This is a genomic window from Streptomyces sp. NPDC004284 (genome assembly GCF_042874035.1).
GTDB lineage: Bacteria > Actinomycetota > Actinomycetes > Streptomycetales > Streptomycetaceae > Streptomyces.
In genome coordinates, this window is the sequence record NZ_JBIAMJ010000020.1 from 1 (window position 1) to 19585 (window position 19585).

General features: G+C 69.1%; 14 protein-coding genes and 3 pseudogenes. 6 read left to right on the plus strand and 11 right to left on the minus strand.

Features of this window, described 5'->3' with window-relative positions:
* Window positions 1-909 precede the first annotated feature (909 nt).
* A complete protein-coding gene (locus ACFYUS_RS34075) occupies window positions 910-1593 on the minus strand; it encodes a hypothetical protein (RefSeq protein WP_388861174.1) in 684 nt (227 codons plus the stop codon).
* Window positions 1594-3416: 1823 nt separating this feature from the next.
* Here ACFYUS_RS34075 and ACFYUS_RS34080 point away from each other — a divergent pair.
* Window positions 3417-4223: pseudogene (locus ACFYUS_RS34080) on the plus strand (transposase family protein).
* A gap of 36 nt (window positions 4224-4259) precedes the next feature.
* Here ACFYUS_RS34080 and ACFYUS_RS34085 read toward each other — a convergent pair.
* The 3 genes and pseudogenes from ACFYUS_RS34085 to ACFYUS_RS34095 all read right to left on the minus strand — a co-directional run bounded on the left by ACFYUS_RS34085 (window position 4260) and on the right by ACFYUS_RS34095 (window position 6339).
* Window positions 4260-4664, minus strand: a complete 405-nt coding sequence (locus ACFYUS_RS34085) for a RidA family protein (protein ID WP_382858412.1) — start codon at window positions 4662-4664, stop codon at window positions 4260-4262.
* 148 nt (window positions 4665-4812) lie between these two features.
* Window positions 4813-5619, minus strand: a pseudogene (locus ACFYUS_RS34090) (transposase family protein).
* A 294-nt stretch (window positions 5620-5913) separates the two neighbouring features.
* Window positions 5914-6339, minus strand: a complete 426-nt coding sequence (locus tag ACFYUS_RS34095; RefSeq protein ID WP_388861177.1) for a DUF6193 family natural product biosynthesis protein — start codon at window positions 6337-6339, stop codon at window positions 5914-5916.
* Between the two features lie 81 nt (window positions 6340-6420).
* Between ACFYUS_RS34095 and ACFYUS_RS34100 the strand changes: the two genes are divergently transcribed.
* Window positions 6421-6858, plus strand: a complete 438-nt coding sequence (locus tag ACFYUS_RS34100) for a hypothetical protein (RefSeq protein WP_388861180.1) — start codon at window positions 6421-6423, stop codon at window positions 6856-6858.
* A 105-nt stretch (window positions 6859-6963) separates the two neighbouring features.
* Window positions 6964-8205, plus strand: coding sequence for an IS701 family transposase (locus ACFYUS_RS34105; RefSeq protein WP_388861183.1), 1242 nt, complete (start codon window positions 6964-6966; stop codon window positions 8203-8205).
* Window positions 8206-8229: 24 nt separating this feature from the next.
* Here the strand turns inward: ACFYUS_RS34105 and ACFYUS_RS34110 are convergent, their stop codons facing one another.
* Window positions 8230-9111 carry a PhzF family phenazine biosynthesis protein gene (locus ACFYUS_RS34110; RefSeq protein WP_388861186.1) on the minus strand — a complete coding sequence of 294 codons (882 nt, stop codon included), beginning with the start codon at window positions 9109-9111 and terminating at the stop codon, window positions 8230-8232.
* A gap of 675 nt (window positions 9112-9786) precedes the next feature.
* Between ACFYUS_RS34110 and ACFYUS_RS34115 the strand changes: the two genes are divergently transcribed.
* The 3 genes and pseudogenes from ACFYUS_RS34115 to ACFYUS_RS34125 all read left to right on the plus strand — a co-directional run bounded on the left by ACFYUS_RS34115 (window position 9787) and on the right by ACFYUS_RS34125 (window position 12395).
* Window positions 9787-10965 carry a Cmx/CmrA family chloramphenicol efflux MFS transporter gene (locus ACFYUS_RS34115; RefSeq protein WP_388861189.1) on the plus strand — a complete coding sequence of 393 codons (1179 nt, stop codon included), beginning with the start codon at window positions 9787-9789 and terminating at the stop codon, window positions 10963-10965.
* A pseudogene (locus ACFYUS_RS34120) lies at window positions 10962-11850 on the plus strand (IS481 family transposase). The gene ACFYUS_RS34115 and the pseudogene ACFYUS_RS34120 overlap by 4 nt, the downstream one beginning before the upstream one ends.
* Before the next feature lie 386 nt (window positions 11851-12236).
* Window positions 12237-12395: a hypothetical protein gene (locus ACFYUS_RS34125; RefSeq protein WP_388861192.1), complete on the plus strand. Its 159-nt coding sequence runs from the start codon at window positions 12237-12239 to the stop codon at window positions 12393-12395.
* A gap of 252 nt (window positions 12396-12647) precedes the next feature.
* On the opposite strand, the gene ACFYUS_RS34130 is transcribed toward ACFYUS_RS34125, so the two are convergent.
* The 6 genes from ACFYUS_RS34130 to ACFYUS_RS34155 all read right to left on the minus strand — a co-directional run bounded on the left by ACFYUS_RS34130 (window position 12648) and on the right by ACFYUS_RS34155 (window position 19458).
* The gene (locus ACFYUS_RS34130) at window positions 12648-13244 is read right to left on the minus strand and encodes an HDIG domain-containing metalloprotein (protein WP_388861195.1); all 597 of its coding nucleotides are present in this window, start codon (window positions 13242-13244) and stop codon (window positions 12648-12650) included.
* A 1013-nt stretch (window positions 13245-14257) separates the two neighbouring features.
* On the minus strand, window positions 14258-14686 hold the full coding sequence (locus tag ACFYUS_RS34135; protein ID WP_388861198.1) for a lasso peptide biosynthesis B2 protein: 429 nt from the start codon (window positions 14684-14686) through the stop codon (window positions 14258-14260).
* Between the two features lie 390 nt (window positions 14687-15076).
* The gene (locus ACFYUS_RS34140) at window positions 15077-16828 is read right to left on the minus strand and encodes an asparagine synthase-related protein (protein ID WP_388861200.1); all 1752 of its coding nucleotides are present in this window, start codon (window positions 16826-16828) and stop codon (window positions 15077-15079) included.
* A gap of 119 nt (window positions 16829-16947) precedes the next feature.
* Window positions 16948-17127, minus strand: coding sequence for a hypothetical protein (locus ACFYUS_RS34145; protein ID WP_388861203.1), 180 nt, complete (start codon window positions 17125-17127; stop codon window positions 16948-16950).
* A gap of 797 nt (window positions 17128-17924) precedes the next feature.
* On the minus strand, window positions 17925-18710 hold the full coding sequence (locus tag ACFYUS_RS34150) for a thioesterase II family protein (protein WP_388861206.1): 786 nt from the start codon (window positions 18708-18710) through the stop codon (window positions 17925-17927).
* Window positions 18711-18735: 25 nt separating this feature from the next.
* On the minus strand, window positions 18736-19458 hold the full coding sequence (locus tag ACFYUS_RS34155) for a 4'-phosphopantetheinyl transferase (protein WP_388861440.1): 723 nt from the start codon (window positions 19456-19458) through the stop codon (window positions 18736-18738).
* Window positions 19459-19585: the final 127 nt, after the last annotated feature.

Consider the following 19585-nt stretch of genomic DNA (forward strand, 5'->3'; position numbering starts at 1 on the left):
GCGCGCGGTCTCCTGCGGAGACACGACGCGGAGTGACTGCGTCACTCCAAGGGGGACTGCGCCGCTGCGCGGCGCCGGGCGGAGTGAGCCCGGAAGGCAGTCACCTTCGGTGACTGCGGGGCGGCCCGGTCAGACCGGGCCTGCGGGCCCCGGGTGGGGGCCGGCGGTTGGGTCTCGCTCGCCTGCGGCGAGCGTTTCCGCTGGTCAGAAGCCTGATCCTGCGGGGTGGTACCGGTCTGGGTGGTGGGTTTCGCCTCCGTCCCCTGCGGGGCCGGCGACTCCTCAATCACCCGCGGAATCCTCTATCTGGTAACAGATTGCAGGGATCGAGAGAGCCTGTCCAGCCCCGCAACCACCCGGAAGGGTGATCACTCTCCGTGCCACACTAGGAGCATACCCGGCTATAGGTGGTCTAAACCATATAAAGATCGTCAGCAAGAAGGGTAGGGATGCTCGGCCGTCCGGAAAGGCACCGCCCATTCATGGGGAAATGCGGAAACCGCAAACTGAAACACCAACAGAAAGCCCCGACGCAAATCCTCATGACGGAACCGCAAAACCCCTCCCCCTCACTGTGCCTGAATCACCACCAAAAACCGTATGCAGAAACAGAATGCAGACAACCAATTCAGGATCTGCATACGGCCCTTGATTGGACTACGTGGTAATGCACAACGCCCCCCGCTCCGGACGAAGCGGGGGGCGTTGTGCATCTGGGTCAGCTAGAGCATCGGGTGTACGCGTACCTCAGTACGTCGGCCCGGCGGGCGGATGCGGGGCACGGCTCCAGACGGCAGGCCCTGGCCGGAGCTGATGCTGGCGACCGCCGAGTAGCTCCACCAGCTCGCCGCGCTCGGCCCAGACCGGCGCTGACAGGACACGTCGGCGGAAGCGGGCCTCCGCTGGGGCTCAGCCCCGACGGTAGCCGATCCAGCCACCGTCCTGGACTCCAGTCCGCAATCCGCCGGGGAGCGGCAAGGACTCCAGCAGCGCCGCCGCTGCCGGCGCGAAGTCATCCGAGAGGCTGAGGTAGGCCAGCTGGTCGGCGTACGACGAGTGCTGCCTGAAGTAGCGCTCGTCGCGGACACTCTTCGGCTGCCCGTAGGGCACCTCCAACACGTACGGGTACACCGTGCCGTCCTCACTGACGGCCCACCTTGGAGTGTCGAACGAATTGATGCCGTCGCTCCAGGCCTGCGCCACAACACACAGGTCGTTCGTCCGCTCGTGCCGGTGCGGGGACTCCTGGCCCCCGTCTATGAAGATGTACCGACGTAGCAGGGGTGCACCGTGGCGGCGGGCGAACGCGAAGAACTCCTTGGCGCGTTCGCGCAGGAGCTGCTGGTCTCTGGCATGAGCCTGCTCGGCCGCCTCGGCGGCGGCTGTCTCCTTCGCGCTCAACTCCCGCTGCCGACGCAAGAGCTCCGCGGCTGCCCGTTCGAGATCCGACATGATTTCAGTTCCCCCGTGATCGCCGGAACCCGGCCGGAAGCCGCCGGGCCTGCACAGGCTACAAAGCCTCACGCTGACCGGGTAGTAGGCGTAATCAAAGCCAACGGTGCCGTGGTAGGCCCTGCCGTCCTCGGTGAACACCGGACGGTCGGCGGCGGGACGCTAGGAGCGGGCCGGCCGCTGGCCCACAACCTGACTTCTCAGCTGCGATCTCTCGGTTTCGTGTCAGTGCTCCACCTGTATGAATACCGCAGCGTGACAGCGAAATCGGCCCTACCTCTCACACCAGCGTCCCGAGCCCGGGGGGCGCACCCACCAATTACCCTAACCCTGAATGCACATGACGAAAACACAAAACCCCGACAGCGAACGCCTCCTGACACCACACCAATACCCCATGCAGAAAACGCATAAGACGAACCGCTACACACCTGCCCCACCCCGAGAGGAGACGCTCAGGACCACCGTCGCCGCATCGCCGGGCCGGCACGGGGTCACGGTCGCCACAGGCACCGGAATCGCTCGCACGCCGAAAGAGCAGGGCGCGGCAGCGGGGGCTGTTGTCGGGCCGGGTATCCGCGCGTCGCGTGACTGGCTGTCGGAGAGGGGGCTGCTCATTCCGCCATCACGGCCAAAGAGCCGTGGTGAGTCCATCTCTCACAGCTCTCAGTCCATCGGTCCATCGGTCCATCTGGGAAAAGGGCCTGAGAGGCTCTCAGATCCCCCTGCTCACCACACCCCAGGCGCATGAGCGGGACGGTTTTTTCCCCTCTCGCCGGGCCCCCGCAGGCCCAGCCGGTGTCAGAAAGAGATGGCAGGGGCGCAGGGGCACCCGGGGAAGGGCACCACCGCAGCCATCGAGCCCGCCGATCGGGCGACGTCGGCCGCGCAGGCCTCGGAACAGGCTGTCTGGAGCTTGGAGGAGGGGGTGGGAGGAACGAGAGTCTGCCTGCGGCCCTCCCCTGTCGGCCTGGGCGCGGCAGACAGACGCACCCGTCCCCGGGCAGGGCAAGCCCGGGGCCCGGACCCGGAACCCCATGCCGTATATGGAAAACGCATACGGCATGCATCACCCCATATGCGGATACTGCCTCACCGATCCAGCACCCTCACCAACGGCCTGGCCTGCCTGCACGGGAACAGCAGGCCCTCCGACACTCTCGTATCAAGCCCGCAATCAGCTCCGGATCCGACAGGCAGGCCGCAAGGAAAGGCAGGCGGGGCCAGTCCGGCGGCTATGGCATCCGCCAGCCCGGCACCACAGCCAGCAAGGCCACAGAAACATGCTGACCAGGCACCAGGGCACGGAAGAAAACGGAGATGGGGGGCTGGGAACGGGCACGGCTCTCATCCGCTCACAGAAAACTGCAGACAGCCGCCATGCCCCCGACGGCACAACAGCGCGGCCTCGAAAACCACCCTGCATGCGGAAATCGCATACGCTATGCATGACCCGCATATGCGGAAACCGTATCAGCCATTCAGGTCCTCGCCGCCATAACCATCCCCGGTAGCCCCCGTACCGACGGCGAGCGGTCAGTGCAGGGGCTACTGGACGAACCAAAGCGGTACGGCGCGAGACGGGACCACCCTCACAAGGCCAGCGTGGTCACCAACGCAGGCGCGGGGTGCCCACGAGGGCATCCCGGCAGGAACGAGGAGCAATCAGGACCTGGCACCGCTGCAATGGACCGACCGTGCGACCAGGACAACCTCCCGCACGCAGTGGGGGACAGCGGCCGGCGCCATGGTCCCACCGCAGAAAACCACGGCCAGGCCGCTCCCCGCACAGTGCGCGAAGCGGCTGTGGAAAGCCCGGTGGTAAATAAACTGCGGACACAATCCCCACACCGGTCGATACCCGCCACACCCACACCGCACAGTGAGCCTCTTTCATCCTGGGCTGAAGGGTGAAATGAGCTGGCCAGCGGTGTGGTGACGAGGCAGGGCCCCTGGTCGTTGGCGTGGTGATCTCACTCAGCACACCGGCGACCGAAGGGGCCCTGTCGGTTCCGTATCCTGCCACGCTCGACGTCCCGCATGAGCTCGTCGAGCATGTCGCCTGGCTGCTGTACGAGCACCGCCAGACTTGCAACACCCGCTGGCGCAAGCTCGACTGCTTCGACCAGGCGCTGCTCACGCTGGTGCACCTACGGAAGAACGAGACGTTCTCGCAGCTCGGAGCGGGTTTCGGGATATCCCAGGCCGCCGCCTGACGGTACGTCGACGAGACCTTGGACATCCTGGCCGGCTGGGCGCCCGGCCTCCACGAAGCCCTCACCGGCCTCGGCGAAGGCGACCACGTCATCGTTGACGGCACTTTGATCCCTATCGACCGGATCGAAGCGGACGAGCCGTACTACTCGATGAAGCACCGCCGGCATGGCATGACCGTGCAGGTCGTCGCCCGTCCCGACGGCACACCGCTGTGGTTCTCCCGCGCAATGCCGGGCCGGACCCACGATCTGACCGCGGCCCGCGCCCATGGCATCGTCCAGGCCTGCCTGACCCGACAGATCCTCGTCCTGGCGGACCGCGCCTACCAGGGTGCCGGCGCTACGGTTCGCACCCCGTACAAGAACCACCGCGAACAGCCCGAGCACTACCAACAGTTCAACCGCGACCATGCCCGACTCAGAGCACCCGGTGAACGCGCCTTCGCGCAACTGAAGTCCTGGCGCATCCTCCGCCGGGCCCGATGCTCCACCCGCCGTATCGGCACCATCGTCCAAGCCGTCCACACGTTGCTGACCTGCAGCTATGCAGGATGAAAGAGGCTCGGTGAAGGAATCAGGCCAACCTCCTGCCTATGGCTTCACGTCGAGACGCACGAGCGCGCCAATTTCAACGAGTTGGTCCGGCAGTGCCAAGTCGGAAATGCCCATGACCGTGCTGGCGGGCCGGTGCTCCCCGAAGTACTCGGCGTGGAGGCGTGCTGTCGTGTCGAAGTTCTCCCGCAGGTTCCTCACCAGTACCGTGGTTTCCACTATCTGGCTACGCTCGGCCCCGAACTGCCTCAGCACCAGGTCCAGATTTTCCAGCGTGGTTCGGACCTGCAGTTCGAAGTCGCCTGCGCCCAGGAAGTTGCCGTGACGGTCATGGGACAGCTGCCCTGACACATAGACCGTGTCACCGACCTGGGTGGCCTGACTGTACCCGTACAACGACTCCCACGGCATACCAAAACCGAATGCCTTCGCCTGGGAACTCATGAATAACTCCTTTGAATCAGTGCGCGGGACCGTCGTTTGCAGACGGGCTCCTGCACGCAGAAGTTACAGGTTCGTACAAACGATGCTTGTCTGGCAGCGAAGTCGAAGTGTTCTCTGCGTGCACAAAATTGGCTGCAGTGAGTCTCTTTCATCCTGCATAGCTGCAGATCAGGAGGGTGTGGACGGCTTGGACGATGGTGCCGATGCGGCGAGTGGAGCATCTGGCCCGCCGTAGTAGCCGCCAGGACTTGAGTCGGGCGAAGGCGCGTTCGCCCGGAGCTCTCAGCCGAGCATGGTCCCGGTTGAACTGCTGCTAATACTCGGGGTGTTCGTGGTGTCGGTAGTAGGGGGTGCGGACGGTGGCGCCGGCGTCCTGGTAGGCGCGGTCCGCGAGGACGAGGATCTGTCGGGTCAGGCAGGCCTGGACGATGCCGTGGGCGCGGGCCGCGGTCAGGTCGTGGGTGCGGCCGGGTGTCGCGCGGGAGAACCAGAGCGGTGTGCCGTCGGGACGGGCGATGACCTGCACGGTCATGCCGTGCTTGCGGTGCTTTTGGGAGTAGTACGGCTCGTCGGCGGCGATGCGGTCGATGGGGATCAGGGTGCCGTCGACGATGACGTGGTCGCCTTCGCCGAGGCCGGTGAGGGCTTCGTGGAGGCCGGGCGCCCAGCCGGCCAGGATGTCCAAGGTCTCGTCGACGTACCGTCAGGCGGCGGCCTGGGATATCCCGAAACCCGCTCCGAGCTGCGAGAACGTCTCGTTCTTCCGTAGGTGCACCAGCGTGAGCAGCGCCTGGTCGAAGCAGTCGAGCTTGCGCCAGCGGGTGTTGCAAGTCTGGCGGTGCTCGTACAGCAGCCAGGCGACATGCTCGACGAGCTCATGCGGGACGTCGAGCGTGGCAGGATACGGAACCGACAGGGCCCCTTCGGTCGCCGGTGTGCTGAGTGAGATCACCACGCCAACGACCAGGGGCCCTGCCTCGTCACCACACCGCTGAGCAGCTCATTTCACCGTCCAGCACAGGATGAAAGAGGTTCAGTGACCCAAGCGACCGGAACGCAAACACACCCGCACGAGCAGGGAGCAGACAGCCATGTGTCCTCGTGGCCTTTGCCGTAAGAGCCATCCCCGTACAAGCGGGTGATGCCGCTCTTTGGATTTCTTGCCCCTGCTCAGGGGGTGGGCAGAGCCGCTCATGGTGATTTCCCAGCCTGCGGTGTTCTGGGGCAGTTGGGAAGGCGCCCCGTGCGGTCACCGGCTCTCGCGGTCACGCAGATCGTGCTCGGTCCCGGCGGCCACCGGACCCCAGGTCTCCTGCAGGCGGGAGACGACCAATGTTGCTGCTTCCTGTGGCGTGTAGGAAAGCGACTTGGAGAGCTCCTCGCCGCGGTGCAGTACCGTGTAACGGTCGTTGGCGAGCGGGCGGATTGCCGGGGCATCGCGTGAGAACGACCATCCGGTGCATCTGCTGAACATCAGGGTGCCGTGGCTGATGAAGGGGAAGGGTGCTCGCAGCCTGGGTTCGGCGTGTGCCGCGCGGGTCATTTCCAGGTCCTCGTACGAGTCCGGTTCCAGGTAGGCGCCATTTCTTCGCCACGGCATACTCGGGCCCGCGTTCGTGGGCCGCGGCAGCGCACTGTTTTCCAGGAATGGTGCCTCAGCGTGCAGTTCGGCCAAGGTGACGCTGAGGACGGTCTAATACTCCAGCCGTAGATCCTGATCATGGATGTGAAGGTCGCTCGTCAGTAGCCTGCGCGTATGGCTGAGACCTGGGACGAAGCACAGTTGATCACGGACGGCTTCGGGCGTGTGATCGTCGAGTTGGAGTGGTACGACGGACCGCGCGTCGGCCTCGTTGACATCGACGGGAAGCCCCACTACTTCGACGGCTATGGCCAATACCTCGGCGACGAGGCTGACGAGTATCGCGTCTGGCCTGCGAGCCCGGCCACAGCGGAGTTGGAACGCGAGCAGTGGGCAATCTACATCGACTGGAACGAACGCCAGGGGGCTGGGGCTGCCTATCTGGGCCAGGGCGGGATCAACGCACGCTACGACGAATTGGACGCGCTGCTGGCGCAGTACCGTCAGGCGCCTGACGATGCGCGTCGGCTTGCCGGTGAGCTTCGGCATACCGGTGCTGGCCACGGGGTGGAAGGAACGGGCTACTGGTTCCGCTGGCGTCTGAACAGGTGAGGCCGCCGTTGATCATTAGGTGTTGTGTGGACAACCAATGATCACGCGGCGACCTCGGCCGCCAGCGTAGTGCCTGCCCACTGGCAGGAGGCATTCGAGGCTCTGATGAGCCGGATCGCGACCCGGTTCGCCCGAGTTGAGCCCCGCCGCCGGGTAACGCGGCTGGTCTCCGGGCTCCTGTCGGACCTGCCGCGGAAAAACTGCTGGACCCTGGCCGAGCACGCGGGTGACGCCACCCCGGACGGCATGCAGCACCTGTTCCACCGCGCGAAATGGGACGCTGACGCAGTCCGTGACGACATACGCGCCTACGTCGTCGAGCACCTGCACGACGAGAACACAGTGCTCGTGGTCGACGAGACGGGGGATCTGAAGAAGGGCACGGCGACCGTCGGCGTCCAGCGTCAGTACACCGGCACGGCCGGCCGTATCGAGAACGCCCAGGTCGCTGTCTACCTCGTGTACTCCGCCGCCCGCGGACACACTGCCATCGACCGGGCCCTGTACGTGCCCCGCTCGTGGACCGAGGACCCGGACCGCTGCCAGCGCGCGGGTATCCCGGACGGCTTGGCGTTCGCGACCAAGCCCCAACTCGCCGCGCAAATGGTCGAGCGAGCCCTGGACGCGGGCACAGCTGCACGCTGGGTCACAGGAGACGAGGTCTACGGCGATAATCCGCACCTGCGGACCGCTCTGGAACAGCGTCGGACCGGCTACGTCCTGGCCGTCTCCAGCACTCACCCCGTCGTCACGCACGCGGGGAAGTTCCAGGCAAAGACGCTGGCCGCGCGCATCCCGAAGCGGGCCTGGCAGCGGCTGTCGGCTGGAGCGGGTGCGAAGGGCGAGCGGTACTACGACTGGGCACAGGTCGAGGTCCACGACCCGGCCGATCGGCTCGGCCAGTGGTGCCTGCTGGTCCGCCGCAACCATCGCACCCGCGAACTCGCGTTCTACCGCTGCTTCTCACCACACCCGGTGTCAATGTCCGAGCTGGTACGGGTGGCCGGTAGGCGCTGGACGGTCGAGGAGACGTTCCAGGCTAGCAAGGGTCTGACCGGCCTGGATGAGCACCAGGTCCGCCGCTGGACCTCCTGGCACCGCTGGGTCACCCTCGCGATGCTCGCCCACGCCTTCCTCGCCGTCACCGCAGCCACTGAACGCCACGACCGGCCGGCCCCCAATGGCTTGATCCCTCTGACCGGCAACGAGATCCAGCACCTGTTCGCAGCCTTGAACAGCCCCGTTCACGACCTCGCACACCGACTGCGCTGGTCGCACTGGCGAAGACGTCACCAGGCCCATGCACGCCAGTGCCACTACCGACGACAAGCCGCTCTCCAACCATGAAGATCATGATCTACGGCTGGAGTACTAATCGTCGCCTCGGTGTCCGTCGCGGACCAGCGCCAACCCGCCGACCCGGGTCGTGATGCCCGCTGGTTCGCGTTGGGCCGAAGCGAGCACGCTGGCCGGTCGGCCGAGGGTGTCGCCCTGCTCCACCTCGATCGTGATCGTCTGTGCCCCTGTTGTGTCGAGGAGGTGGGCGGCCAGGCAGCCGGTGCTGTTGGCGTTGGCGATGTCCTCGTCGACGCCGATCGCCGGGGCGAACATCCGCGCCGCACCTGGTCGGTCGCCCGCGGGCGGTACGTACAGGAAACAGCCGAGGAGCCCGTACTGCCGGCACGCTGTTGTCAGTCTGTCGAGGTGTGGGTGGACTTGGAGCAGGGTCGACCGGTCGTGGACCGGTACGAGCATGCGTGGTGCGCCGGGTGCGGCGATCCGTGGCGTGTCGGTCGGGTGCAGGTCGTTGGTGGTGAGCCCGAGCGCGGTGATGATCGCGGCGTGCTCGTTCGGTGCCGGGTGGCGCAGGGCGACGAGGCCCTGGTCGAACCACACCTCGATGCCGGTGGGGCGGCGGATCGCGGTGGTGTCGAACGTGCGCCCGCCGGTGTGTTGGCGGTCGGTCAGCTCGTCCAGTGCGGTGCGGGTCAATCGGACGGCTTGGGCGGCGACGGTGCCGTGGCCGCAGCCGGGCAGTTCGGCGGTGGCGGTGAAGAACCGGACCGGCCAGCCACCGTCCGGTGTCCGCCTCGGGCCGAGGAACGCCGTGTGTGAGGTGCCGGCCGCAGCAGCGACCGCACGCCGGTCCGTGTCCGTCGCCGCCGGGTCGTCGTCGGTGACGGCCGTGGGGCTGCCGCCCCGGCCGTCGCGCCGCACGCACGCGTCGACCACCGTGACATCTTGCCAGGACATCGCCCCACCTTTGATGCTCAATGAACCGGCAACCGCGAACGGCGTCCGCCGGTAGCCGGACCTGGCCGCGATGGCCGACCGCACGTGTCCTGGAGCGTATCGGCCTGTCTCGGCTGGTGTCGTCCGGTGTCGTCCGGTGTCGTCCTGCACCGGATAGTGGATGATGACCGCACCGCCGGTGGCGTAGTTGGCGACATCGGCGGCCATCTGGTGGCCGTGCGGCGGCGCCCTGGAGGAGGGATCATCCCTTCTGTGAGCGGGGAGCGGTTCTTCTTGAGCAGTCTTGAGCGGCTCCGAACGGCGGCCATGGAGCAACTGAGCAGGAAGCCCGGTGGGTGGCCGCGAGGTCCGTGGAGGGGCTGTTCCCGTGCGGGCGCGGGGAGCGGCCATGCTTCGTCTCATCTTTGGCTGTTGCGGGTCATGACGTTGGGGACACATGCCGGCAGGTGTGAAACCGGTGTGCCTCGACGGGCATCGGTCGGGTACCGTGCGGGCCATGTCGAGTCCTGAGTCAGACACGGTGGGGGCTTTCGGTCACGCCGTCAGCCCCCTGAACCACTGAGTTCGTAGTCCTGCCGTCTCGCCGCGTTGTGCGGCCGGACGGGTGCGCCCCTGGGTGCTGACCGCGGTGACGAGTTGACCTTCTCGTGCTTCTCCTCACCTCGGAGTCACTCGATGCCTGTCCCGTTGTATCTGCTCGCCGTGGCGGTCTTCGCCATGGGCACCTCGGAATTCATGCTCGCCGGTCTCTTGCCGGACATCGCCTCGGACCTCGACGTGACAGTCGGGACAGCAGGTGTGCTCACCTCGGCTTTCGCGATCGGAATGGTCGTCGGTGCCCCGCTCATGGCCGGGCTGGCCCGCAACCGGCCCGGACGGTCCAGTCTTCTGGGGTTCGTCCTCGTGTTCCTGGCGGCCCACGTCGTGGGTGCTGCCGCCTCGGGCTTCCCGGTCCTGGTGGCGACGCGGGTGGTCGCGGCGCTCGCGTACGCGGGGTTCCTCGCCGTAGCGCTGACGACTGCCACCACGCTGGTCTCGCCCGACAGGAAGGGACGTGCGCTCGCTGTGCTGCTGTCGGGCACCACGGTGGCCACGGTCGCGGGTGTCCCAGGGGGGTCGGTGCTCGGCGCACTGCTCGGCTGGCGGGCCGTTTTCTGGGCCGTCGCCGCTCTCTGTCTGCCCGCGGTCATCGGCATCGTCAAAGGGATCCCGGTGCGACGTGTGCAGAAGGTTGCCGCTGACGGGCCGGCCTTGTGGTCGGAACTCGCACAGCTCAAAAGGCCGCGGTTGCTTCTGATCCTGCTGCTCGGCGCCATGGTGAACGCGGCGACCTTCGCCGGCTTCACCTTCCTCGCCCCCGTCGTGACCGATACCGCCGGGCTGGGCGAGCTGTGGATCTCCGTCGCCCTGGTGCTCTTCGGTGCCGGTTCCTTCGCCGGGGTCACCGTCGCCGGTCGGTTGTCCGACCAGTACCCCGGCCCGGTCGTTGCGGTCGGCGGTCCGCTGCTGCTCATCGGCTGGCCGGCCCTGGCCGTCCTGGCCGACAAGCCGGTTGCGCTGCTCGCCCTCGTGTTCGTCCAGGGCGCGCTGTCGTTCGCGCTGGGCAGCACGCTGATCACGCGGGTCCTCTACGAGGCGGCGGCAGCGCCCACCATGGCCGGCTCCTACGCGACCGCCGCGCTCAACGTCGGCGCCGCCGTCGGACCCCTCATCGCCGCGACGACCCTCGGGACGGCGGCCGGGAACCTCGGGCCGCTCTGGGCCAGCGGACTCCTCGTCCTGGTCTCGCTGCTCGTCGCGTTCCCCTTGCGCGGTGTGATCGCGGCCGGTCGCAGCAGCGAGGTGCTCCAGTGACGCACGCGAACGCCCTCTTGGCCGTCGAGGGACGCCGAAGGCTCGTCGAACGCTGCCGCGCCCGACCGGTCGCACACATCGCCGCCGAGGCCGGCATCTCCCGGGCTTGCCTGTCCTAGTGGAAGAACCGGTGCGGCAAGCACGGCAAGTCCGGCTGCTGGGCCGCCCCGGCGTCCCGCGCTCCTCGCCTGCCCAGGCCCCGCCCGGGATCGTCGAACGGATCAAGTGACCGCGGCGGGAGAACAAGTGGACCGTCCGCAGGATCGCGCTCGAACTCGCGGGCCGGGGTGCGCGGATCGGCGAACGTACCATGGGCCGGTGGCCGGCGCGGCTGGGCATCAGCCACCGCCGTCTCCTCGCCCTCGAAGGGTTTGCCTGCCGACGCCCGCCGGGACGGGTCGTGGCCCGCTGCCCGGGTCACATGGTCCACCTGGGCGTCAAGAAGGTCGGATGCATCCCCGACGGCGGTGGGGGGCGGGCCCGTGGCCGATGCTCTGCGCAGGCCAAGGCGGCCCGGCGCGTGAAGACCGCCGGCGCCGAGGGGGGTACGGCTGCCTGCACTCCGCCGTGGACGGGTTGTCCCGCCTGGCCTACACCGAGCACCTACCTGACGAGAAGGCCGCTACCACCGTGGTGTTCATCAGTCGTGCTCGCGCGTTCTTCGCCGCCCACGGCATCCACAGCGAGGTCGAGCGGTACCAGCGCATCCTCGCCGAAGAGCTGTTCTACATCCGTCCGTGGACCTCCGAGGAAAAGTGGGCCCGGGCAATCGTGGTCTGGAACATCCGCCACGACTATCACCGGCCTCGCATCGCTGCCGGAAACCGTCCTTCAGCCTCATGCCTCCACGTGAGCGTCACCAACGTCATGGCCGGCAATATTTAGCGCGTTGCCAGCAATATTTAGCGCGTTCGTTGAGACCATCCCCCGCGGGCGCGGGGAGCATTCCTGCGGGGACGGGGAGCGGTTCCCTGTCGGCGATCAGCTGTGGGCCTTCACCGGCTACAACGGAGTCTCCTTCACCGAAGCTCGCGTGCTCGCCAGCGCACCCTGGCGGCCCGCGGCCTTGTCAGTGTCGCCGGCATCAGTGGAGACGGCGTCCCCGACCTGCTCTTCCGTAGCGAGGAACCGGGCGCGGTCTGCTCCTGCGGCAGGGCAAGCCCGGCACGATCGGCGGGGTCGGCCTCGCCTTCCTGTGAGCAGCCGCGAACTTCAAAACCGGCCAGGATGGGGTCTGGGGAGCAGGCGGGTGGAACAAGGGATCCGTGCCCATGCTCATGGGCACTCCCGACGCCGACGGCGATGCCGTACCCGGCATGTGGGCAGCCGCATCCGGCGGAAGGCTCTGTTTCTGGCCCGGCGGCCGCACCGCGCATGGCGCCCGCTTCATGGTCGGCGACACGGGGGTAACCAACCGTGCCATCGGCTGACCGGCCGGCGTCAACGAGGGGAGGGGGTGATCGGCCATGGTCGTTCCCTCTCCCCCTTTTCCGGGACCTGCCCCTTGTGGTGTCAGCCGTGCAGGTCCTCACGTTCAACGCGCCGTGCAGATGTCTTCGATCACTCCAGCGCCCTCGGAGGCAGCCGGGCTTGGACTGCCGTGTGCTGGGCGTGGGGGCGCTCGGTGCGCCCTGGTTGTGGGCGCGCACCGGGTTCTTGAGTCTCGCTGCGCCGGCTGTGTGTCAGGTCAGGTGATGGCCGTACGAAGCAGCCAGGCTGCCCAGTTCGGGGTCGCCGAATTGGGCGCGCAGTGCTCCGAATGCCTCGACCTTGTCCTGGCCGAAGCGTCCTACGTATGCCGCGTAGGTGTCCGGGGCGACGAACTTCGGCGGTGTGGACTTGCTGTGGAATTTATCTGCGTACATCACCAGCCGCTCTTCCGGCGTGGCTGCAACGTAGTCAGCCGGTGGCAGGGGGAGGCCCTGGGTGAGTACGTCTTCTTTGGTCAGTCCGACCCCGGTGTGACACGAACAGAAGCGGCACAACTCCTGCGGCAGTCCTTCGGATTCCAGGATTTCATGCCCTAGGAGTCCGTGGCGGATGTAGTTCTGCCCGTCGATGCGGCCTTCGGCGCTGTAAAGGCGGTACACCCCGATGTCATGGAGCAGGCACCCGGCGCGTACCAGTTCCGGGTCAACACCCCAGTCTGAAAGGGAAATGATTTGCTCGGCTATCTTCCAGACGATTTCACAATGTGTGAAGACAAGTTCAAAAGCTTCAGCGCTGGGAGAGTGCTTGAGGTGTAGCGCGCGGATTTCGTCCGCCGAAGGAATATCCATCCCCGCAGCATAGTCAGTCCTGCTCGGCGTGCAGGTGTTGTCTTCTGGCCTGTGGGCGCAGCGGTGCGTGAGGGACGGCGTGAGAATGACGTGGTTATTCGTCACTCGTGTCGGCACCGGTGCATCGCGGCATGTCAGTGTGGACTACCAGGTCATTGGGGCTGCGCCGCTGACGGCCAGAGGATGAATCTCCGCTGGTACTCCCCCGTCGGCCATCAGGTGGTGAGTGCGGCCAGGAGGTCGGCGGGCCGGCTTCGTGCAGGGCGGCCGTGGCTGTGGCCAGGCAGGTCCCGGTTTGGCGGCGCGGAGTGCGGGGAGTTGGTCGCGGGGGGGGCTGGTCGCCGGTGTTCTTGGGGTGGCCTCCGGTGGCGGGGTGGCTGTTTTTGGCGTTTCGGTAGGTGTGGAGGATGCCGCGGGGCCGGTGCTCGGCGTCGGCGGCGACGACTTGGTTGTCGGTCAGGGCGGGGCGTTTCCTGTGGGCGCTTCCGCCGGTCAGCGCGAGGCCGAGTTCGGTGGTGGCTTCGTTTCGGTCCGGGGGTCCTCGTCGCTGTCGGTCCTGGGTGGTCCGGGGACGGGGACGGGGGGCGTCGGCGGGATCGGCGGGGGTGCGGGCCTTGTCGACGTGGTCGGCGCGGATCACGGCGAACTCCGGTGCGACAGTCACGGGGCGGGCAGCGGTGTGGCCGTGTGGCAGTCGCGATCACGCCCTGGACGAGAAAGCTGTGTTGGACTGCTTTCGCGTCGCTGCGGCGCTGCGTTTCCTGGCAAGCCTCGCGGGTTTCTGGATCGGCGGGTGTCTTGGCGGGCCGGCGCCCGTGTCACCCGCTCTTCGAGCGGACTGGGGGCGTCGGCCGCTTCGCTTCAGCGGCTGCTTCTGCTCTCTGGGGGGCGAGTGGTTCAGGTTCTCGTCGGTGGCGCTCGGTGAGGGATCGTTGCTGGTGCTTCGGCCGGCCGTGGGCTCTGGACGAGGGGGTGTGAGTGGCAGGGCGTGGCCGAATCGTCCTGCGATTCGGTCAGATGCGCAGGGCCGTCTTGTAGGGCCAGCCGTGAGGAAGTGCGGTCTCGGGTTCGCCGGCCGGACCGGCCGTGGTCTCCACCCACGCGTGGTGGATGCGGGGTGGTGGGAGGAAGCGGACGCCGAGGCACCAAGAAAGGCGGTGGCCCTGGGCGGCGGCGGCCAGGGTCGCGGCGAGTGAGGTCTCCAGGCAGGCGGCGCGGCCGGGCCACCAGGCGCCGGCCGAGCGGGCCGCCTGGACGATGCGCTCGGCCCGGGCAGGCGCGGGTTCTCTCAGGGGCAGGCAGTGGAGCAGGCGCACGAGGGCGGTGACGCGGCGCAGGGGAAGTCTGAGCAGGAGGATGGCGGCGGCGAGGCCGAGGGTTCCGCTGAGTCGCTGGATGAGGGAGGGCCGTGGGCCTGCGGGGAGGGCGACGGGCAGGGTCATCGTCGGGTCCTTCCGGTGAGTCTCTCCGTGAATCTCGCGGTGAGTCTTCCGGCGCGTCTCATCGGGGACCTTCCGGTGGGTCTGTTGGTGGCTTCGGGGCCTGGCAGGCCGTGGTGCGGGGAACCGTCGGGTCGCTGGATGAGGAGGCCTGCGGCCCGCAGGTCGTGGAACAGGGCCAGGAAGGCCTGCGCGGACCGTCCGGGATCATCTGGTACGGCCGCCTCGGCCGCTGCCTCCCCCGGGTCGGCACCTGCGAGGATCGTCTTGAGGAGTCGGCCTGCGGGTGGGGACAGGTGGTACCAACGTCCAGAGCGCTCGTCGAGCAGGGCGGCGCCCGCGGTGTCGTCGTGGACGACGTGCGCGGTACGCGGCAAGACCCATGGCACGGGATCAGTTCTCCTTCCACCACGACGAGCGGCTGCGAGTCTCCAACTGTCGCAGCCACACCTCGACCGCGACGAGGTTGTGCACCGCGCCGAGCGGCAGAGGGAGCCCGGGTGCCGCCCGTCGTAGTACGGCGGCGAGGGGCGTCGGGTCGAGGAGCTCGAGGCGGGCGAGGCGGGAGCCGGGTCCCACCAGCTCGGCGATTTCGGCGGCATGTTCGGCCAGGCCCGCGTAGACAGGACCGGCGAAGGTGCCCTTGGTGCGGCGGGCCAGGATCTGGTCGGCGACGACGCCGTGCATGGCGCGGGTCAGCAGCGGCTTGTACGCCCCGGGCACATGCCGTTCCTCGGGTGGCACACCGAAGCAGGCCGCGACCACCTGGTCGTCCAGGTACGGGGCCCATAGGGGCATGCCGAGGCTCGCCGCCAGGTGTGCGTACTGGGCGACGTCGTCGCCGACCCCGGCCAGGCCGTTCGCGTCGCGCCAGCGGGCAAGGCCGGTCGGCTGTTCGCGGGCCTGGCAGGTGTCGGTGATGTGATCGGCCAGGAGGTCACGGGCCGGACGGGGCATCCAGGCGGCGATCGTCGGGGCCGGCAGCCACGCGGCGTCCGCGCCACCAGCCCACCCGGTCTCGCGGCCCGTGGTGGCCGCCGCGACGTCGGGGGCCGCGGGTCCGCGCAGCCGGCCTGCGAGGCGCTCCGCCTCGGCTGCCAAGGTCAGCGCGGCTTTGGACCGGGCTGCGCGCCACAGGTGCCAGGCGGACGTGTGGGTGAGGCGGGCCGCCGCCATGGCCGTCGCGGCGGCCCGACGGTGTCGTCCGGCGCGTAGGGCGTCGGTCAGGACGCCGGAAGCGGTGAGCACGGTGTCTCCGCCGGTGCCCACGAAGTGGCCTTGCGAGCCTTGTGCGGCCATCGCGCCCAGCACTTTCGTCTTCATCGCCCACAACACGACGGTAGGGCTCGGGGCGTCTGAGACGGGGACGGCGAGGTGGTCCGAAACCAGCCCGGTGTAGTGGAGCGTGGAGCGGTCTCCCGTCACCACGTGGTGGACGGTCCCCGGCATCCCGGCAGCGGCGGCCGTCGCATGCGGAAGGTCGTCGTTGAGCAGCCACTCGTCGGTGTAGGTGACGGCGTGGGCCTTTCCCGCCCGTGTGGAGAGGTGGGCGAGGACCGTGGAGTCGAGCCCACCGGACAGGTCGGCGGAACGGATCTGGGTGAGGCGCGCCCGGCGGGCGACCGCCTCGGTCAGCCGCGCGCGCAGGAGTTCGGCCCCTTCGGACAAGGAGAGGGGCTCCGTGCTCCAAAGGGCGGGGGCGGTGCGTTTAAGGGCCAGAGACGCCGGTCTCGGTCCGCAGACCAGAGCCGTGCCGGGTGGTACCCGGGCGACCTGCGGGAACAGGCTGCTGTGCGGGTCGAGCGCAACGCCGGGCAGAGCGGTACGGGCCGCCAGCGCGCGGAGGTCGGGGACCGGAGGGCCGGAGAGCGCCGCCAGCGGCGCGGCCGCGTTCGACCACCAGACTCCGCCGTCGAGATCCCTGCGGTAGAAAACCGGCCAGACACCGGCGCGGTCGCCGATGATCACCGTACGGTCACCGGCCTCGGCCAGCAGCAGGCAGGAGCCGGACCGCTCCGGCAGCCGGTCCAGTCGCCCGGCCCGTATGGCGTCGAGGGTGGCGGCTAGTTCGGCACGGCTGGGCGGACAGTCGCCGACGGCCGCGATCCGGGAGCGACCGGGGCCGTCGGTTTCCGCCGTACGCACCACGACCGGCCCGACAGTCCACGCTTTGGTGAAGCCGGGGATCTCAGCCCCGCCGAGGGGCGCCGGGACCGGCGTCCCGCTCGTGTCTGGTCCTGCCCGGAACCCGGCCGCCCAGCGCATCAGTCGTCGATCGGCGTCCAGTGCTGCGTGTCGTCGGGGTGCCCGAACGACCAGTTCCCCAGGGTGACGTCACGCACCGGCCCGGCGTCGACGAGGAGCAGTTCGGGGCTGCGCTCGTCCGCTCCGGTGACGGGGTTCTGCTCGTGTGGGGGATCGCGGTGCTGGTGTGCAGAGTTCATCGCTCTCACTCCCGCTCGTACCGTCAAGGCCGGTAATGGGTTGTCAGTGAACCCTTCGGCAAGGCTTTTGCCGGAGTGGTCAGCATGGCCAGCCCGCACCGGCGATGTCCATCCGGGCAACGCAAGGAATCGGCCCGTCCTCCCCTGTACCGCGTCAGGTTGGCCGGATCAGGCATCCAGCACCCCGCAGGCGACCGCTCACGACGGCCGGGGGCTGGGTGTGCTCGGCTGTCGTCGTGGCCGTGGCCCCGGGGCGGCTCCCCCGTGGCCGCGGGGCGCACGTCCGCCGGGGCGGGGTACGGCTCGGCGAGTCCGTCCAGGGGTCGCGCGTACGCGTCACGCTCCGGCGGGCGCGGCTCGGTCTTGCCGGACTCTCGCCCGGATACCGTGGCTTGGCGCGTCTTCGGCGCGGTGGCCGCCTCGTCGATCGTCAGGCCGTGTGCGGTACGCAGCCGTTTGTGCTCCGTCGGCGGCGGAAGCATGGCGCGGGACGCAAGCAGCGCGTCGAACGATTCGGGTGTGAGACGCCTCCTGGCACTCACCTTGCGCCGCGGAGTGCATGTCTTGCGTACGTCGACGGTACGCAGGGCGGGCATGTTCCGGACGGGCTGATTGAGCGGGGAGTGTCGGAGAAGGCGGCGAACTGGTCGTCACTGGGGTCGGGACCCCTTTGCTCATGGGTTCCCGCTCACCGTCGCGAGCGGGACTCGCCGCGGCGGGAACCAGAGCGCTGCCCGGCCGCGCGGGGCGGGCTCCGGCCGGCGGAGGGTCGTGCGCCCCTGCGCGGCGGGGTCCTGTCACCGGGGCCAGGTCCGGGCGACGACGGGGGTCAGGTCTGCCAGGCCTGCCCGGTAGAAGTGTCCTCCGGGGAGGGTCAGGGGGGTGAAGGCGCCGGTGGTGAGGCGGTTCCAGCCGTGCCGGGTCGCCGGGGCCACTGCCGGGTCTCCGGTGGCGGCGACGGCTATGACGGGGCAGGTGAGGCGGGTGGTGAGGTCGGGGCGCCAGGAGGCCGCGGCTGTCACGTCGGCGCGCATGACGTCGGTGAGGAGCCGGCGGGCCGTGGGGGACGCGGCCACCCGGGGTGGTATCCCGCCCAGCGCGGCCAGGCGGGTCCACAGCGTGGCGTCGTCCGCGGCGGCCAGGTTCCGTGCGTCGGTCCGGAGCCACGGCGGGGTGGCGGCGCTGAGGTAGAGGGCCACGGGCGGGTGGCCGGCGCGCTGGGCGCGCAGGGCCCAGGACGCGGCGGTCAGCGCGCCCAGGCTGTGGCCGAGCACGGCCCAGGGGGCGTCGTCCGGCGGGCGGAGGTGGGCGTCGAGCAGTGCCACCAGCGCGTCGATGTCGTGGAGCGGGTCCCCTTCCGCCATCCGCAGCCCGTGGCCCGGTGGTTCGACGGGGCAGGCGGCCAGGGGGGCGGGGAGCGCGCGCCAGGCGGCCGACCGGTACATGGCGGTGGAGCCGCCGGCCGGCGGCAGGAGGAAGAGGGGGACTTTGCCGGGCGGTGGCGGGCCGCCGGGGAGCCAGCTGGTGGGCGGTCCCGTGCGGGGAGGGGCGGGGGCGGGGATGACGGGGGTCATGGGGTTCATGGGGGGGGGTACCTCGCTGTCGGGGTCATCGTGTCGGGGGCGCCGCCGCGGGGCGTGGGGCCGCGGGGGCGTCGGCCGGGACCGTCACCGTGGTGGCGGCCAGGCCGTGCCGGACCGTCCACCGGCCCTGGAAGCGCTGGAGGCGGCGGCCGCGTACGACCGGTCCCGGGACGAGGAGCACGGCCGTGAACCGGCCGTGCTCGGCGGGGCCGGCCGGGGGGTGGATCTCGATGTCCGCCTGGTCGAACTCCAGCCACCTTCCCGTCAGGGGGTACCAGGCCTTGTAGACGGACTCCTTCGCGCTGAAGAGCAGCCGGTCCCAGTGCACGGCGGGGTGCCGGGCGGCCAGGGCCGTCAGGCGGTCGCGCTCGGCGGGCAGGGCGACGTGGGGCAGGACGCCGTCCGGGAGCGGGCCGTGGGGTTCGGCGTCGATGCCCAGCGAGGCCAGGCCGCCGGAGCGGGCCAGGGCGGCGGCGCGGTAGCCGGCGCAGTGGGTCATGCTGCCGATGAGGCCGGCCGGCCATCGGGGGGCGCCGTTGTGGTCCGGCAGGATGGGGGCGGGTGCTGTGCCGAGGGTTTTCATGGCGTGGCGGGCGCAGGCGCGTACGGCGAAGAACTCGTGGCGGCGGCGGTCCACCGCCCGTTCCACCACCCGGTGTTCCTCGGGGTAGGCCGAGGCCGGGGCGGTGCCGTCGTCGCCGTGGGTCTCCACGACCGCCACCGCGGGGGGAAGCAGCGGGCGGAGCAGCGGGCGGGCGCCGGGCCCGGCGTCCGGTGTGTCCGCCCGGGGGAAGGGCGCGTCCGGGTTCTCCCTCACGGTCACCGTCGTGGTCACGGTCATGGTTGTTCCTGGATCGGCATGGGTTTCCGCCCGG

Coding starts and splice junctions, on each gene's coding strand:
- ACFYUS_RS34150 (WP_388861206.1), bottom strand. CDS start 18,710: ATGAACCCCATGACCCCCGTCATCCCCGCCCCCGCCCCTCCCCGCACG.
- ACFYUS_RS34105 (WP_388861183.1), top strand. CDS start 6,964: ATGAGCCGGATCGCGACCCGGTTCGCCCGAGTTGAGCCCCGCCGCCGG.
- ACFYUS_RS34125 (WP_388861192.1), top strand. CDS start 12,237: ATGCTCATGGGCACTCCCGACGCCGACGGCGATGCCGTACCCGGCATG.
- ACFYUS_RS34130 (WP_388861195.1), bottom strand. CDS start 13,244: ATGGATATTCCTTCGGCGGACGAAATCCGCGCGCTACACCTCAAGCAC.
- ACFYUS_RS34145 (WP_388861203.1), bottom strand. CDS start 17,127: ATGAACTCTGCACACCAGCACCGCGATCCCCCACACGAGCAGAACCCC.
- ACFYUS_RS34100 (WP_388861180.1), top strand. CDS start 6,421: ATGGCTGAGACCTGGGACGAAGCACAGTTGATCACGGACGGCTTCGGG.
- ACFYUS_RS34135 (WP_388861198.1), bottom strand. CDS start 14,686: ATGACCCTGCCCGTCGCCCTCCCCGCAGGCCCACGGCCCTCCCTCATC.
- ACFYUS_RS34115 (WP_388861189.1), top strand. CDS start 9,787: ATGCCTGTCCCGTTGTATCTGCTCGCCGTGGCGGTCTTCGCCATGGGC.
- ACFYUS_RS34085 (WP_382858412.1), bottom strand. CDS start 4,664: ATGAGTTCCCAGGCGAAGGCATTCGGTTTTGGTATGCCGTGGGAGTCG.
- ACFYUS_RS34110 (WP_388861186.1), bottom strand. CDS start 9,111: ATGTCCTGGCAAGATGTCACGGTGGTCGACGCGTGCGTGCGGCGCGAC.